Origin of the sequence: Methanoculleus sp. UBA208 (assembly GCF_002498065.1) — an archaeon.
Lineage (GTDB): Archaea > Halobacteriota > Methanomicrobia > Methanomicrobiales > Methanoculleaceae > Methanoculleus.
Window position 1 is genome coordinate 27,230 of sequence record NZ_DAFZ01000035.1, and the last position, 13,825, is coordinate 41,054.

At 61.9% G+C, this 13,825-nt stretch carries 22 protein-coding genes; all 22 read left to right on the top strand.

Features of this window, described 5'->3' with window-relative positions:
- Window positions 1-37: 37 nt before the first annotated feature.
- The 22 genes from BRA62_RS02975 to BRA62_RS03080 all read left to right on the top strand — a co-directional run bounded on the left by BRA62_RS02975 (window position 38) and on the right by BRA62_RS03080 (window position 13,536).
- Complete coding sequence (locus BRA62_RS02975; RefSeq protein ID WP_292364677.1) at window positions 38-862, top strand: sugar phosphate isomerase/epimerase family protein; 825 nt, start codon at window positions 38-40, stop codon at window positions 860-862.
- Between the two features lie 95 nt (window positions 863-957).
- Window positions 958-2,235, top strand: a complete 1,278-nt coding sequence (locus BRA62_RS02980; RefSeq protein WP_292364679.1) for a hemolysin family protein — start codon at window positions 958-960, stop codon at window positions 2,233-2,235.
- Window positions 2,236-2,258: 23 nt separating this feature from the next.
- Window positions 2,259-2,885, top strand: coding sequence for a phosphoribosylglycinamide formyltransferase (gene purN / locus BRA62_RS02985; RefSeq protein WP_292364681.1), 627 nt, complete (start codon window positions 2,259-2,261; stop codon window positions 2,883-2,885).
- A gap of 70 nt (window positions 2,886-2,955) precedes the next feature.
- Window positions 2,956-3,273 carry a ribonuclease P protein component 4 gene (locus BRA62_RS02990; RefSeq protein ID WP_048113253.1) on the top strand — a complete coding sequence of 106 codons (318 nt, stop codon included), beginning with the start codon at window positions 2,956-2,958 and terminating at the stop codon, window positions 3,271-3,273.
- Entirely contained in the window at window positions 3,270-3,530 is a 261-nt protein-coding gene (locus BRA62_RS02995; RefSeq protein ID WP_292364684.1) for a YhbY family RNA-binding protein, read from the top strand. Before BRA62_RS02990 ends, BRA62_RS02995 begins: the two co-directional genes overlap by 4 nt.
- 51 nt (window positions 3,531-3,581) lie before the next feature.
- Entirely contained in the window at window positions 3,582-4,031 is a 450-nt protein-coding gene (locus BRA62_RS03000) for a 30S ribosomal protein S19e (RefSeq protein WP_292364686.1), read from the top strand.
- Window positions 4,032-4,050: 19 nt separating this feature from the next.
- Complete coding sequence (locus BRA62_RS03005; protein WP_214019634.1) at window positions 4,051-4,389, top strand: DNA-binding protein; 339 nt, start codon at window positions 4,051-4,053, stop codon at window positions 4,387-4,389.
- The gene (locus tag BRA62_RS03010) at window positions 4,389-4,979 is read left to right on the top strand and encodes a DUF7411 family protein (protein WP_292364689.1); all 591 of its coding nucleotides are present in this window, start codon (window positions 4,389-4,391) and stop codon (window positions 4,977-4,979) included. The genes BRA62_RS03005 and BRA62_RS03010 overlap by 1 nt, the downstream gene beginning before the upstream one ends.
- 20 nt (window positions 4,980-4,999) lie before the next feature.
- Entirely contained in the window at window positions 5,000-5,152 is a 153-nt protein-coding gene (locus BRA62_RS03015) for a 50S ribosomal protein L39e (protein WP_214019632.1), read from the top strand.
- 4 nt (window positions 5,153-5,156) lie between these two features.
- On the top strand, window positions 5,157-5,420 hold the full coding sequence (locus BRA62_RS03020) for a 50S ribosomal protein L31e (protein ID WP_011844804.1): 264 nt from the start codon (window positions 5,157-5,159) through the stop codon (window positions 5,418-5,420).
- A gap of 1 nt (window position 5,421) precedes the next feature.
- The gene (locus BRA62_RS03025; RefSeq protein ID WP_292364694.1) at window positions 5,422-6,084 is read left to right on the top strand and encodes a translation initiation factor IF-6; all 663 of its coding nucleotides are present in this window, start codon (window positions 5,422-5,424) and stop codon (window positions 6,082-6,084) included.
- Between the two features lie 7 nt (window positions 6,085-6,091).
- Window positions 6,092-6,283: a 50S ribosomal protein L18Ae gene (gene rpl18a, locus BRA62_RS03030; RefSeq protein WP_292364696.1), complete on the top strand. Its 192-nt coding sequence runs from the start codon at window positions 6,092-6,094 to the stop codon at window positions 6,281-6,283.
- Window positions 6,276-6,734 carry a prefoldin subunit alpha gene (gene pfdA / locus BRA62_RS03035; protein WP_394339985.1) on the top strand — a complete coding sequence of 153 codons (459 nt, stop codon included), beginning with the start codon at window positions 6,276-6,278 and terminating at the stop codon, window positions 6,732-6,734. Before rpl18a ends, pfdA begins: the two co-directional genes overlap by 8 nt.
- Window positions 6,734-7,813, top strand: coding sequence for a signal recognition particle-docking protein FtsY (gene ftsY / locus BRA62_RS03040; protein ID WP_292364698.1), 1,080 nt, complete (start codon window positions 6,734-6,736; stop codon window positions 7,811-7,813). The genes pfdA and ftsY overlap by 1 nt, the downstream gene beginning before the upstream one ends.
- Window positions 7,813-9,144: a signal recognition particle protein Srp54 gene (locus BRA62_RS03045; RefSeq protein WP_292364700.1), complete on the top strand. Its 1,332-nt coding sequence runs from the start codon at window positions 7,813-7,815 to the stop codon at window positions 9,142-9,144. The genes ftsY and BRA62_RS03045 overlap by 1 nt, the downstream gene beginning before the upstream one ends.
- Window positions 9,141-9,710, top strand: a complete 570-nt coding sequence (gene trmY / locus BRA62_RS03050; RefSeq protein WP_292364702.1) for a tRNA (pseudouridine(54)-N(1))-methyltransferase TrmY — start codon at window positions 9,141-9,143, stop codon at window positions 9,708-9,710. The genes BRA62_RS03045 and trmY overlap by 4 nt, the downstream gene beginning before the upstream one ends.
- Entirely contained in the window at window positions 9,710-10,948 is a 1,239-nt protein-coding gene (locus tag BRA62_RS03055; RefSeq protein WP_292364704.1) for a tRNA pseudouridine(54/55) synthase Pus10, read from the top strand. The genes trmY and BRA62_RS03055 overlap by 1 nt, the downstream gene beginning before the upstream one ends.
- Window positions 10,949-10,950: 2 nt before the next feature.
- A complete protein-coding gene (locus tag BRA62_RS03060; protein WP_292364706.1) occupies window positions 10,951-11,244 on the top strand; it encodes a 50S ribosomal protein L21e in 294 nt (97 codons plus the stop codon).
- Between the two features lie 21 nt (window positions 11,245-11,265).
- Window positions 11,266-11,616, top strand: coding sequence for an RNA polymerase Rpb4 family protein (locus tag BRA62_RS03065; protein WP_292364708.1), 351 nt, complete (start codon window positions 11,266-11,268; stop codon window positions 11,614-11,616).
- 17 nt (window positions 11,617-11,633) lie between these two features.
- A complete protein-coding gene (locus tag BRA62_RS03070) occupies window positions 11,634-12,197 on the top strand; it encodes a DUF655 domain-containing protein (RefSeq protein ID WP_292364709.1) in 564 nt (187 codons plus the stop codon).
- The gene (rsmA, locus tag BRA62_RS03075; protein ID WP_292364711.1) at window positions 12,194-12,967 is read left to right on the top strand and encodes a 16S rRNA (adenine(1518)-N(6)/adenine(1519)-N(6))-dimethyltransferase RsmA; all 774 of its coding nucleotides are present in this window, start codon (window positions 12,194-12,196) and stop codon (window positions 12,965-12,967) included. The genes BRA62_RS03070 and rsmA overlap by 4 nt, the downstream gene beginning before the upstream one ends.
- Window positions 12,968-12,969: 2 nt before the next feature.
- On the top strand, window positions 12,970-13,536 hold the full coding sequence (locus BRA62_RS03080) for a HemK2/MTQ2 family protein methyltransferase (RefSeq protein ID WP_292364713.1): 567 nt from the start codon (window positions 12,970-12,972) through the stop codon (window positions 13,534-13,536).
- Window positions 13,537-13,825 lie beyond the last annotated feature (289 nt).

Here is a 13,825-nt window from a genome sequence, read left to right on the forward strand (position 1 = left end):
CAATCTATTAGACCGATGGTTTATATCAAGTAGTGTTATGGGCCGTTTCGCCGTCTCGACCATGTTCTTCCACGAGTACCCCTGCGACCATATCTTCGACTACGTCGCCGAGTCCGGCCTTGATTCCCTCGAGTTCTGGGTAGAGACGCCGCACTTCTGGCTTCGCGGCCGTCCTGAAGACGAACTTAGCCGGTGCATCGCGGGCCACCCGGAACTCTCGCCGATCACCGTCCACGCCCCGTCGCTGGATCTGAACCCCTGCTCCATCAACCCGCGTGTCGCCGAGATATCGGTCGAATACGCCCTCGAAGCGATCCGGATGGCCGACCGGATGGGTGCCGGCGTGGTCACCGTCCACCCGGGGAAAAGGACGGCGAAACGGCACCCGAGCGCCTACGACTACCGGCGGTTCGAGAGTTATATAGCCCGGCTCCGGGAGGCGGCTGAGGAGACGCGGGTGAAGGTGGCGATCGAGAACCTGGAGCCCCGGGTCAACGCCCTGCTCTCCACGGCGGAGGATGCGGCCGAGGTGCTCGAGCGTGAACCCTGGCTCTGGTTCACACTGGATATGGGGCACGCCATGATGACGTCCTGCGATGAGACGATCCGGTTCATCGACCTCTGCATCGAGAGGATGGTAAACGTCCATGTCAGTGCACTCGGCGGGAACGGGCGGCCCCACCACCCCATCCATAACGACCCGTCCGCAAAGCGGGTGCTTGCGGAGCTCGCCGACCGGGGCTACGGCGGATACCTCACCCTGGAACTCGAGGATATGGTCTTTCCGGGACCCCTCTCATCCGAAGAGAAGGTTGTACTCCTGATGCGGGAATCGGGGGCATTACAGGAGGCATTCTCCTGAAGCGCTGGTTTTATAACATCTGCCCGCGACATAATTCATAAAATCCCGGCAATCAATCAATACCGGATGCTGCCGCTTGATGCGGCGTGGAGTAAATGGTAGTCATAGACCTTCTGACCATAGAGATCATTTTATTCATTGTTTGTCTGCTCCTTTCGGGCTTTTTCTCGAGTTCGGAGGTCGCCCTCATATCGATAACCCGGGCTAAAGTCCGCGCACTCTTAAACCAGGGTAGAAAAGGAGCGAAAGCACTCGATACGTTGAAACGATCGACCGACGGCCTCCTGATCACCATCCTGATCGGGAACAACATCGTTAACGTGGCCGCGGCGTCGCTCGCGACCGCGATCGCCATCGCCATCTACGGCGACGTCGGTATCGGGATAGCGACCGGCGTCACGGTCATCCTGATGCTGGTCTTCGGCGAGATCGGGCCGAAGATGTACGCCTCCCGGAATACCGAGAAACTGGCGCTCGGTGTCGCCCGGCCGATCCTCTACCTCTCGAGGGTGCTCTACCCGGTGCTCTGGGTCGCGGACCGCATCAAGCGGCAGTTCGCCTTCAGGCCCGGCGTGACCGAGCCGGTCGTCACCGAGGAGGAGATCAAGGAGTGGATCGACGTCGGCGAGGAGGAGGGCACCATCGAGGAGGAGGAGCGGGATATGCTCTACTCCGTGCTGCGGTTTGGAGACACGACGGTTCGCGAGGTGATGACGCCCCGTGTGGACGTCGTCATGCTCGAGGACGTATCCACGCTCGAGAACGCCCTCTCCCTCTTCAACGAGACGGGTTTCTCCCGGATTCCGGTCTACCACGAGCATATCGACAACGTCGTCGGGCTCTTAAACGTCAAGGACGTCTTCTCGGCGGTCTTCCGGCAGCAGACGAGCGCGACGATCAGGAACCTGATGTACGAGCCCTACTTTGTTCCCGAGAGCAAGAAGATCGACGAGCTCTTAAAGGAGCTCCAGGTGAAGAAGCAGCATATGGCTGTCGTCCTCGACGAGTACGGCTCGTTTACCGGGATCGTGACGGTCGAGGACATGCTCGAGGAACTGGTCGGCGAGATCATGGACGAGTTTGACGAGGAGGAGCCCGAGGTGCAGCAGATCGAGGAAGGCGTCTACCTGGTCGATGCGCGGGCGTGGGTGGAGCACCTCAACGAGGATCTGGACCTGGATCTCCCGCTGACCGATACCTACGAGAGCATCGGCGGGCTCGTCATCGACCGGTTGGGGCACATCCCCCGCCGCGGCGAGGTGGTCAAGGTCGAGGAGAGCAAGATCACGCTGGTGGTGATGCAGATGCGGGGGCGGCGAATCGTCAAGGTGAAATTGATCACCGCATCTCCGATTGCGCCGGAGGGTTCCTGATGAAGGACCGGGAAAGCGATAGTATGGATCCGGAGACACCTGTTGATAAGAAACGGATTGCGTTCCTCGCCTCGGGGAGAGGATCAAACTTTCAGGCGGTGATCGACGCCGTCGCTGCCGCCGAGATCCCGGCAGTCTGCGTCGGCCTCATCACCGACAACCCCGGGGCATACGCGATAGAGCGTGCAAAAGGCGCCGGTATCCCGGTGACGGTCGTCGACTATGCGCGGTTCCCCTCGAAGGCCGCGTACGAGGAGGCGCTTTTATCCGCGATGCGGGGCTGCAGGGCGGACCTCTTCGTCCTCGCCGGCTACATGCGGATCCTCGGGGCCGGGATCGTCCGCGAGTTCTCGGGCCGGATGATGAACATCCATCCCGCCCTGCTCCCGGCGTTCTCCGGGCTGCACGCGCAAAGGCAGGCGATCGAGTACGGGGTGAAGGTTGCGGGCTGCACCGTCCACCTGGTGGACGAGGGGATGGATACCGGCCCTATCGTCGTCCAGCGGTGCGTGCCGGTCCTCCCGGACGACGACGAGACGGCGCTCGCCGACCGGATCCTCGCAGAAGAGCACGAAGCCCTCCCGCTTGCCGTGAAACTCTTCTGCGAGGACCGCCTGGAGGTCGCCGGCCGGCGGGTGCGGGTCCGCTGACCCCGGCATCAAACTCTTATATATCCTCCCGCCTCCAATCTCAAGACCCACCATTGGAACGGATCGCACCATGGCAGATACTACACGAAAATCAGGTTCCCGAAGACTCGCCCGCGAGAGGATCGCCGTCCTCTTTGCGCGTGCAGCGGAGTTCTACCCGGAAAACCCCGACTGGAGCAACCGGTGCGTGGAACTGGCCCGCAAGATCGGGATGCGACATCGGATACGGATTGAGCGGCCGCTGAAACGCCGTTTCTGCCGCCGGTGCTACACCTACCTGGTCCCGGGGTCGAATGCCCGGGTCAGGGTTCACCGCGGCCGCGTGGTCGTCACCTGTCTTACCTGCGGGCACCGGTCACGGTATCCGGTTGGGAGGCCGCGGCAATGAGCAGAGAATCGTTCCAGGATCTCAAGCCCACCATCTGGGTGGGAAAACGGGGCATCACGAACGTCATGATCGACGAGATCCGGCGGCAGCTCAAGGACCGGAAGGTCGTCAAGGTGAGATGGCTGCGGAACACCGAGGTCGATCCCGAGGAGGTAGCGGCATCGGCCGGTGCGGTTCTCGTCGAGGTCCGGGGGCGGACGCTTGTCCTCACGGAGCGGCGGAGCCGATCGTCCGGGCACAATCCTCGAAATATATAAAACATCACTGGACGAATATGTAAAGACTGTTAGCAAGAGTGAGGTTCATCTATGACGACTGTATATGACATCCCTGCCGATATGTTCATCCGGCAGGTGGCAGAAGAACTCAAGAAAAACCCGCAGATTCAGCCCCCCGACTGGGCAGCTTTTGCAAAGACGGGGGTACATAAAGAGATGCCCCCCGAGAACGACGACTGGTGGTATGTGCGTGCTGCGGCGGTCTTCCGGCGTATCTACACCGACGGTCCGGTCGGTACCCAGAGGATGCGCTCCGCCTACGGCGGCAAGCGTGACCGGGGCTCGTCTCCCTCCCGGTTCAGGCGCGGAAGCGGATCCGTCGTCCGAAAGATCTTCCAGCAGCTCGAAGCGGCCGGATACGTCTCCCACGGAAGCGAGGGGCGCACGGTCACTGCAGCCGGCAGGTCCTTCCTCGACAACGTTGCAAACGGCATGAAGGCCCAGGCTACCTCGGTTTCGCCGGGTCTTTCGAAATACTGATTGAAAGGAGGTATGACTGATGGTAGACGACGAACTCGCGGAACTCCGCCGCCGGAAGATGGAACAGATGCAGCGGCAGGCGATGGACCAGCAGGCTATGGAGGAAGAGGCAGCACGCCAGCAACAGATCGACTCGCAGATCCGCGCCGCCCTCATGGAGATCCTCGAACCTGAAGCGAGGGAGCGGCTCAATACCATCAAGTTGACCCGGCCGGAGTTTGCAAAAGCGGTCGAGCAGCAACTGGTGATGCTCGCGCAGAGCGGCAGGGTCCGGCAGCGGATCACCGACGAGCAGTTGAAAGCCCTGCTTGCCCAGCTGACCCCGTCGAAGAAAGAGTTCAGGATTACGCGGAAGTAATGGAAGCAGGTGTGCTCTTCTCGGGAGGGAAAGACAGCGCGCTCGCGGCAATCATGCTCGCGCGCGATTACGGCGTGGAACTGAATACCTGTGTATTCGATCCCGACCGCGAGGTCCCGGAAGTGCGGGCCGCAGCGGTCGCCCTGGGCCTTCCCTTCAAGAAGAGGGTGCTCGGGAAGGACCTCCTTCGCGAGGCCGTCGACCTGCTTCTAACGTGCGGATACCCGAACGACGCGATTGCCATGGTCCACCGGACGGCGATCGAGATCCTTTCGGCCGAGTATGCGGTGATCGGCGACGGCACCCGCCGCGAAGACCGGGTCCCCCGGCTCGAACGCCCCGAAGTCCAGCACCTGGAGATGACCTCCGGCTGCTCCTATGTCCGGCCGCTTCTCGGCTACGGGAAACGCGAGGTGGAACGCCTCGCCGGACGGCTGCTGGTGGTGCGATACGGGGAGACCGGCAACATCGGGAACGGCGATTACGAAGGGGAGATCCGGGATGCGCTTCGCGCTCGCGACATCGATCCGGCGCCGTTTTTCCCTCCCCATCACCTGCAGTCGCTGGTGGTCGCGAGAAGAGAGACCTGAATATTACGAGAGTGAACATTATGAGCAAATTGATGAAGGGCCGGAAGATCCGGCTGGCAAAGGCATGCGAGCAGAACCGCCGCGTGCCGGCATGGGTGATGATCAGGACCAACCGTGCGGTTGCGTCGCATCCGAAGCGGCGCAACTGGAGACGGAGTTCCCTGAAGGTGTAAGGCTATGGCAGAGGCATTGAAGGAGCATATCTATATCATCCCTCTCCGCGAGGTGAAGCGTGCACCCCGGTGGAAGCGGGGCAACACCGCCATCAAGGACATCAGGGCGTTTCTCGTGCGGCATATGAAGAGCGAAGACGTCAAGCTCGATAAGAGCATCAACGAGAAGGTCTGGGAGAACGGCAGTTCGAAGCCCCCGCGAAAGATTCGCGTCCGCGCGATGAAGTTCGAGGACGGGCAGGTCCAGGCCGAGCTCGCCGAGGAGTGAGATGACAGGGACGATCGATCTCTCCGGCGATCCGAACATCGGTGTTTACGCCCGCGTATTTGAGGATATAGCGCTCGTGTACCCCGGAGCGCCCGAAGAGTTCACCGGGACCCTCGCACGGGAGCTCGATGTCGAGATCGTGAGCACCTATATTCAGGGCAGCAGCATCATCGGCTCGCTCGTTTCCGGAAACAGCCAGGGCCTGGTCGTCAGCGGCCTTGCCACCGACGAGGAACTGGCGGTCCTCAGTGAGTACCGCGACATCCTGCTGCTCGAGGGTGCCATGAACGCGGCGGGCAACGTGATCCTCGCAAACGACTACGTTGCTGCCGTCCATCCCGAGATGGAGATCGACGTCGCCGAAGAGATCGGGTCGTTCCTCTCTGTGCCGGTGGTCCGGCTAACGCTAGGCGGTATCAAGACCGTCGGCATGGCCGGGTCCGCGACGAACAAGGGTATTCTCGTCCACCCGAGAGCCAACGATACGGAGATCGCGAACCTCGAGCGGGTCGTCGACCTTCCGATCGGCCTCGGGTCGGTCAACATGGGAAGCGGTCTCGTGGGGTCCGGGCTCCTTGCAAACAGCAAGGGCTACATCGCAGGATCCGTTACGACCGGGTTTGAGCTGGGACGAATAGAGGAAGTCTTTGGGTTTTTGGAGTGATACAGTCATGGAGAACCAGACGTTTGAAGTTGTAGGCGCATGCAGGATCAACAACGAGTGGAAACCGTACCGTAAGGTAATCAGCGCCCCGAATGAGAACCAGGCAAAAGAGAGGACGTTTGCGGATATCGGAAGCAAACACCGCCTGAAGAGAAGTTATATCACCATCGAGTCGGTTAACGTAGTAGCTGGTGAATGACGTGAACCAGGCAGATCCTCGCGAGATACAGACCCTCCAGATGTACTTAAATGAGTACGGGCAGCAGATAGAACTCCTGACGCAGCAGCTCTCGATGATCGAGCAGCAGCGGCTTGAGGGCACCGCCGCCATCGAGACCCTCCGGGCCATCCAGGAGAACGCGGACGGCGCCGTTCTTCTCCCCATCGGGGGCGGCGCATATCTTCGGGTGAAGGTGCTCGATGCCGGTCATGTCCTGGTGAACATCGGGGCGGACGTCTCGGTTGAGAGGGCCAGCGCTGATGCGGTTGAGTATCTAGAGGATCGGATAACCGAACTTGAGGCCGTGGCTAAGAAGGTTGCGGGTTCGGTCGAGCAGTTGCAGGGGCAGGCAACGGAGATCTCCCGGCGCCTCGAGGCGGCTTACCGGGGGGCCCGGCAGGCTCAGGCAGGCCAGGGCGGAAGTAAATAATGTTTGATTCCTTAAAGAAAAAACTTCAGAATATCAGGACCAAATTCGCCTCGAATATCGAGGAGGCTGCCGGGGCCGAACCGGAGCCGCAGGTTGCACAACTGCCGGAGGGAGCGGAGGCTGCAGAGCCCGGCATCTCGGCCGAACCCCCGGTCCCCGGAGAGGCTCCGGAGAAAGAGCGGGAGAAGCCCACGCTCCTTAACAAGGTGAAGGTCCTCGTCCGGGAGCGGGAGGTCCTCCTCCGGGAGAAGGATATCGAGGAGCCGCTTTTTGAGCTCGAGATGGTGCTCCTCGAAAACGACGTCGCGCTCCCGGTCACGGACGAGATCATCGGCCGGATGCGGGAGGACCTCGTGGGCCGGCAGAGGAAGATCGGCTCCTCGGTCGACGATCTGGTCGTATCGACCCTGCGATCCGCGCTCTGCGGCGTGCTGGGCGACGGTCTCGATCTGGACGAATTCATCGAGGGACATGAGCGGCCCGTGAAGATCCTCTTTACGGGCGTGAACGGGACCGGCAAGACGACGACGGTCGCAAAGGTCGGCAACTACCTCCAGAAGAACGGGTTCTCGGTCGTGATCGGCGCAGGCGACACCTTCCGCGCGGGCGCGATCGAGCAGATCCGGACCCACGCCGACCGTCTCGGGATCAAGACGATCCAGCACCAGGCGGGCGCCGACCCCTCTGCGGTCCTCTTCGACGCCGTCCAGTACGCGAAGGCGCACGATATCGACGTCGTCCTCGCCGATACGGCCGGCCGGTTCCACAACCGGGCGAACCTCATGAACCAGCTCGAGAAGATCCGGCGGGTCATGAAGCCCGATCTCGTCGTCTACGTCGATGAGGCGGTGGCGGGCAACGACGCGGTCATCCGGGCCGACGAGTTCAACAAGGCCGTCGGCACCGACGCGGTCGTCCTGACGAAGGCGGACATGGACCCGAAGGGGGGTGCGGCGATATCGGTTGCGCATACCGTCGGAAAACCGATCCTCTTCCTCGGGACCGGCCAGGGCTACGACGACATTGTGCCTTTCTCGCCGCGGGCCGTGGTCGACGAACTTCTGGGAGATGAATCCTGATGCTCGATAACCTCGGCACGTCCTTAAAGGACGCCGTCAAGAAACTCGCCGGCAAGACGGTGATCGACCGGGCGGCGGTCGACGAACTGGTGCGCGACCTGCAGCGGGCGCTCCTCTCCGCCGACGTCAACGTCAAACTCGTGATGCAACTCTCCCAGGCGATCAAGCAGCGCGCCCTTGATGAGGAGCCCCCGAAAGGGATGGGTGTGCGGGAGCACGTCCTTCGCATCGTCTACCAGGAACTCGTCCGGCTGATGGGAACGCCGGGCGATGTGGCGCTCGGGCCCCAGACGATCCTGATGGCGGGGCTGCAGGGGAGCGGGAAGACCACGACGACGGCAAAACTCGCCCGCTACTTCCAGCGCAAAGGGCTGCGGGTCGGGGTGATCTGCGCCGATACGTTCCGGCCGGGCGCCTACGATCAACTGAAGACCCTCTGCGACCGGATCAGCGTCCCCTGTTTCGGGGATCCGAAGGAACCCGATGCACTCAAGATCGTCCGGGAAGGGCTGCCGAAATACCGCAAGCTCTACGAGGTCATCATCATCGATACCCAGGGGCGGCACGCCCTTGAGGAGAACCTGATCGAGGAGATCGTCAGCATCAACGAGATCTCGCACGCCGACCACCGGTGGCTCGTGATCGACGCGGCACTCGGCCAGCAGGCGAGCGAGCAGGCCCGCCGGTTCCACGAGGCGATCGGGATCGACGGCGTCCTGGTCACGAAGATGGACGGCACGGCGAAAGGCGGGGGCGCTCTCTCGGCGGTCTCGGAGACCCAGAGCGGCATCGTCTTCATCGGGAGCGGCGAGACGATCGAGGACCTCGAGCGGTTCGACCCGGACGGGTTCATCTCCCGGCTGCTCGGGATGGGCGACTTGAAAGCCCTCGTCGAGCGGGCGGAGGAGGCGGTCTCGGGCGAGGAGCTCGACGTCAACGCCATGCTCAAGGGCAAGTTCACGCTCCGGGACATGTACAAGCAGCTCGAGGCGTTGAACAAGATGGGGCCCTTGAAGCAGATCATGAGCATGCTCCCCCTTGGCGGCATGCAGATCCCGGACGACGCCTACGACATCACCAGCACCAAGATGCAGCGCTACAAGGTGATCATGGACTCGATGACGCCCCCGGAACTCGACGACCCGTCGATGATCGGGAGCTCCCGGATCCAGCGCATCGCCCGGGGTGCCGGGGTGACGCCCGACGACGTCCGCGACCTCATCAAGTACTACAAGATCATGCAGCGTGCCTTGAAGGGCATGCGGGGCATGGGCGGCGGCAAGTTCAACATGCAGCGCATGATGAAGAAGTTCGGCGGACCCAGTAGATGAAACGGTTTGCCGTCGTGGGCCATCTTGCCGTAACGAACGGCACCTTCAGCCTCAACGATCTGCCCGGCAGCGGCGGGAGGATGGACGTCCTCTGCCGCTGCATCAACTCCTCGTTCTTCCTCTCTCACGATCTGCGGCGCGACGTCGAGTGTTACCTCATCCTCTGCGGGGAGCCCGGGCCGGAGAAGACCGTCCTCTTCCGCGGTAGCGTTGTCCGCTACCTCTCGCCGGACGAGCGGAGCAGCGCCGCCCTGATCAAGAAGGCGCTCTCGATCCCCTGCGGGGACGAGTTCCGGGAGTCGACGCCGGGCGTTTACGTCCGCCGCGGCGGGCTTTCACGGCTGCTTGCCGAGATCCCGTTTGCGGTCCTCGACGAAGAGGGGGAGGACGTCAGGACCGTTCAGACGCTCCCGGAGTCGTACCTCCTCTCGGATCACCATAACTTCACCCCCGAGGAGCAGGACCTGATGGCGGGCTGCCCCCGCTACTCGGTGGGGCCGCGGTCGCTGCACGCCGATCACACGATCACCGTCCTCTTAAACGAGATGGACCGGAGGGAATCCTGATGGATATCATACAAGAGGTAGAAGCAATTCTTGGATACGGCGATACCTGCAACCACTGCCTCGGGCGGTTCTTCGGCAAGCGCTCATTTTCGCTGACGAACGAGGAGCGGGGCAGGGCGCTCCGGATCGCGCACGAACTTGCGGCAAACGAGCCGCACCGCGAACCGGACCCGGAGTCCTGCTGGATATGCGGCGGCGAGCTCTCCCGCACCGAAGACTGGGCGGAAAGAGTCGTCGAAGCAGTGGACGGCATCGAGTTCGAGACCTTCCTTATCGGGACGAAGGTGCCGCCGCTTGTCACGGAGAGCGAGGAGATGGTCTGGAGCGACCTCTCCCTCCGCGACCCCGAACCGCTGAAGGCCGAGATGAACCGGGAAGTGGGCAAAGCCGTCTCGTCTCTCTCCGGGAAGATGGCCGACCTCAAGAAGCCCGACGTCGTGGCGATCCTCGATCTTGCCGAGGGCGCCGTCGAGGTGCAGGTGAACCCCGTCTTCTTCTCCGGCCGGTACCTGAAGTACGAGCGCGGCATCCCCCAGACCCACTGGGACTGCCGGGCGTGCCGGGGCGCGGGGTGCGAGAAGTGCGACTTCACCGGCAAGCAGTATGCCGACTCCGTCGAGGAACTGATCGGCCGGCCGGCGATCGAGGCCTTCGACGCAGCAAACGCCGTCCTGCACGGTGCCGGCCGGGAGGACATCGACGCCCGGATGCTCGGGTCGGGCCGCCCCTTCGTAATGGAGATTGAGGCGCCCCGGAAACGGTCGGTGGACCTTGCTCAACTCGAGGAGGAGATCAACCGGACCGCCGCCGGCCGGGTGGAGGTTCATCTCGCCGGACGGGCGGATCGGAAGATGGTGCAAAGCCTTAAATCCGACAAAGCGCATAAAAAATACAGGATCCTGGTCGAGATCGACGGTTCTGTAACGCCAGATGAGTTCAGGGCGGCCCTCGATCAGTTAAAAGGTGTAACGATACGACAGCGCACCCCTCTGCGGGTGTCACACCGACGGGCAGATAAAGTTCGGGAACGGCAGGTCCTCGATATCGGGTGTACGGGCGAAGAAGACGGCAGATACTGGGTCGAAGTCGTCGGCGAAGCGGGCCTCTACATCAAAGAACTGATATCGGGTGACAACGGCAGAACCCAGCCCAGCCTTGCCCTGATCCTGGGGCGCACCGCAAGTGTTGTCAGCCTCGATGTGGTGCTGGTCAAAACAGCTAACGAGTATGGTGAGTAATCATGGCACATCACAATGGACCACGCAAGAAGACGCGGTATAAGTTCAAGAAGGACCTCAGAAAACGCGGTATCCCCCCGGTCACCTCGGTGATTCAGAACTTCGAGATCGGGCAGCGGGTACACGTCGTGGTCGAGCCGAGTGTCCAGAAGGGCATGCCCCACCAGAGATTCCACGGGAAGACCGGCACGGTCATCGGGCAGCGCGGACGCGCATGGGTGCTCGAAGTCCGGGATGGAGAGACGGTAAAACAGGTGATTGCGAGACCGCAACATCTAAAAGCGCAGAAGATATAACCCTCAGCAGTAGTGATTGGCATGAAAGTAAAACGAATCGTGAGCGAAGAGCGGATGCTGCTTCCCGAGCTGCGTGATACCCTCCTCTCCGTGGAGGCAGCCCGGCTCGAGTCAGGAGAGGAGATGTCCTACGAGCTTCGTAAGAGTATCGAGCATGCCAATCATCTTTCAAAGACATCTTCCGAGAGGGCCCACGACCTCGTCGACGAGCTCGTGAAACTCGAGAAGATGAAGGAAGAGATCGCTTATCGCATCGCGAACCTTATGCCGCGGACCCGGGACGAACTGCGGGCCATCTACGCCAAAGAACGGTTCAATCTTACGACGGAAGAGCTGGACGCGATACTCGACCTGGTAATGACCCACTTCTGATTGAAGGGGTGGTGCCGATGAAGACCGAAAGGAAAGAGGAGAACGCTGTAGTTATCGATGTCCTCCCTATGGGATACGCTAGCGACCAGCGTCCTACCTACAAGCGCGAACCAGTTGTCCAGGCGGTCGGGGTGGACCAGTTCAAACTGCTCGAGCTCGTCCCGAAACCGGGTGCGGATATCCAGATCTACGACCGCGTCTATATCGGCGATGCGGAGCGGGAGAAGATCGAGCGTGTCAAGCGGCGGATCGGCTACGAAGACCTGACGGCCACGGCGAAGCTCGAACTGCCGTTCGTGGTCGAGCAGATCGTCCGCGAGAACGAGCCGCGGTTCGTCGATTTCTTCAATAAGTCTGTCCCCATCACGCCGAAGTTCCATATGCTGCACCTGCTCCCCGGCATCGGGAAGAAGCTGTTGTGGGAGATCATCGAGCAGCGCGGGAAGAAGCCGTTCGAGAGTTTCGCCGACATCTCCGGGCGGATCAAGTCGCTCCCGCACCCGGACAGGATGATCGTCAACCGGATCCTGCACGAGATCGAGGATCCGGACGAGAAGTATCACGTCTTCACATCGAGATGAGTGCTTCGAAGGATCAGCACTTTCTCGTCGACAAAAGGGCCGTCGAGAAGATTGCTGGTTTTGTCGATGTCTCCGGCAGGAGGGTGCTCGAGATCGGGCCCGGCAAAGGGATCCTCACCCGCGCCCTTCTTGACAGGGGTGCGAACGTAATTGCGGTAGAGATCGATCCGGCTCTCGTGGAGGAGATCGAGATCGCCTTTGCCGACGAGATCGAGGAGGGCCGTCTCGAGATCATCAGGGGCGACGCAAAGAGGGTGGATATCCCGCCGTTCGATATCGTCGTCGCGAACCTTCCCTATTCTGTCTCTTCGAAGTTAACGTTCCGGCTGCTTTCGATCGGGTTTGAGGTTGCGGTCCTGATGTACCAGAAGGAGTTTGCCCAGCGGATGATCGCGCCGCCGGGAACGCCGAACGTCGGGCGGCTCTCGGTGATGGTGCAGACCTATGCTTCCGTAAAGCCGCTGCTTGATCTCTCGCCTTCCTCCTTCCGCCCGAAACCTCAGGTCCGCTCCTGGGTGGTCCGGATCACGCCGCACGAACCGCCGTACCCGATCGCGGACCGGGAGGTCTACGCCGATGTCGTCCGGGTGCTCTTCTCCCACCGGCGAAAGACCGTCCGGAAGGGCCTGCGGAGCGGTAAGGACACATTTCCCGCCGAGGCGATCGAGCGGACGATCGCGGATCTCCCCGACGACCTCCTGCAGCGCCGGCCCGAGGACCTGACGCTCGAGGAGTTCGCGCTGATCGCGAACAAAATGAGCGGGTGCTGAGGATGCTCCCCGACCAGGTCTATTCTCCTGCCGAGGACTCGTTTCTCCTCCTCCGGGCAGCACTCCGCGAGGTCCGTCCGGCCGACCGGGTGCTCGAGGTCGGGACCGGGAGCGGCTGCGTCGCGGCCGGACTTCTTGGTCGGGCGGCGGCGGTGGTCGCGACCGACATCAACCCCCACGCGGTGGAGTGCGCCCGCGCCCGCGGGGTGGAAGCGGTCCGGACGGACCTCTTCGCGGGGCTCTGCGGCCCCTTCGACCTCATCCTCTTCAACCCGCCCTACCTCCCGACCGCCCCCGGGGAGCGGATCGACGACTGGCTGGAATACGCCCTCGACGGCGGCCCGACGGGGCGGGCAACGATCGGGCGGTTCGTCGCCGACGCCGGCCGGGTGCTCTCGCCCTTCGGGCGGGTTCTGCTCCTCGTCTCGTCGCTGACCGACCCGGGCGCAGTCCGGGAGATCTTCGCCCGCGAGGGGTTCATCTCGTTCGTCGTCGACGAGGAGGCGCTCGAGGGGGAGAGGCTCTACGTTCTGCGGGCGATGCGGGACCTCTGCCGGATGGGGGCGTGATTTTCCGGATTTTTCTCGGGAAGCAGGATCGGGCGTCGTACGGTGTTGCCTGTTGTCTGGATTTTCAGCCGGCAAATAGTTAAAAACATCATCTGCCCGTGGTATTCTTGTGTTTTCACAACAATGCTCATGAGACGGTGTGTCAGGCTTCACTGCTGAAACTTGAGGGGGTGCTGTCTCATGCCATCTCATGCTACATGGATGAGGGGAGATAATCTAAACCCAGTTTTCCGGGGGTGCCCCCATCCAGTGGACCGTGGTGGCTATCGCCGTGGGGGGGTGGGGACAG

Coding starts and splice junctions, on each gene's coding strand:
- ftsY (WP_292364698.1), top strand. CDS start 6,734: ATGTTTGATTCCTTAAAGAAAAAACTTCAGAATATCAGGACCAAATTC.
- rsmA (WP_292364711.1), top strand. CDS start 12,194: ATGAGTGCTTCGAAGGATCAGCACTTTCTCGTCGACAAAAGGGCCGTC.
- BRA62_RS03055 (WP_292364704.1), top strand. CDS start 9,710: ATGGATATCATACAAGAGGTAGAAGCAATTCTTGGATACGGCGATACC.
- BRA62_RS03005 (WP_214019634.1), top strand. CDS start 4,051: ATGGTAGACGACGAACTCGCGGAACTCCGCCGCCGGAAGATGGAACAG.
- BRA62_RS02975 (WP_292364677.1), top strand. CDS start 38: ATGGGCCGTTTCGCCGTCTCGACCATGTTCTTCCACGAGTACCCCTGC.
- BRA62_RS03020 (WP_011844804.1), top strand. CDS start 5,157: ATGGCAGAGGCATTGAAGGAGCATATCTATATCATCCCTCTCCGCGAG.
- BRA62_RS02980 (WP_292364679.1), top strand. CDS start 958: ATGGTAGTCATAGACCTTCTGACCATAGAGATCATTTTATTCATTGTT.
- BRA62_RS03025 (WP_292364694.1), top strand. CDS start 5,422: ATGACAGGGACGATCGATCTCTCCGGCGATCCGAACATCGGTGTTTAC.
- BRA62_RS03065 (WP_292364708.1), top strand. CDS start 11,266: ATGAAAGTAAAACGAATCGTGAGCGAAGAGCGGATGCTGCTTCCCGAG.
- trmY (WP_292364702.1), top strand. CDS start 9,141: ATGAAACGGTTTGCCGTCGTGGGCCATCTTGCCGTAACGAACGGCACC.
- BRA62_RS03080 (WP_292364713.1), top strand. CDS start 12,970: ATGCTCCCCGACCAGGTCTATTCTCCTGCCGAGGACTCGTTTCTCCTC.
- BRA62_RS03010 (WP_292364689.1), top strand. CDS start 4,389: ATGGAAGCAGGTGTGCTCTTCTCGGGAGGGAAAGACAGCGCGCTCGCG.
- BRA62_RS02990 (WP_048113253.1), top strand. CDS start 2,956: ATGGCAGATACTACACGAAAATCAGGTTCCCGAAGACTCGCCCGCGAG.
- BRA62_RS03060 (WP_292364706.1), top strand. CDS start 10,951: ATGGCACATCACAATGGACCACGCAAGAAGACGCGGTATAAGTTCAAG.
- purN (WP_292364681.1), top strand. CDS start 2,259: ATGGATCCGGAGACACCTGTTGATAAGAAACGGATTGCGTTCCTCGCC.
- BRA62_RS03045 (WP_292364700.1), top strand. CDS start 7,813: ATGCTCGATAACCTCGGCACGTCCTTAAAGGACGCCGTCAAGAAACTC.
- BRA62_RS03015 (WP_214019632.1), top strand. CDS start 5,000: ATGAGCAAATTGATGAAGGGCCGGAAGATCCGGCTGGCAAAGGCATGC.
- BRA62_RS03000 (WP_292364686.1), top strand. CDS start 3,582: ATGACGACTGTATATGACATCCCTGCCGATATGTTCATCCGGCAGGTG.
- BRA62_RS02995 (WP_292364684.1), top strand. CDS start 3,270: ATGAGCAGAGAATCGTTCCAGGATCTCAAGCCCACCATCTGGGTGGGA.
- rpl18a (WP_292364696.1), top strand. CDS start 6,092: ATGGAGAACCAGACGTTTGAAGTTGTAGGCGCATGCAGGATCAACAAC.
- BRA62_RS03070 (WP_292364709.1), top strand. CDS start 11,634: ATGAAGACCGAAAGGAAAGAGGAGAACGCTGTAGTTATCGATGTCCTC.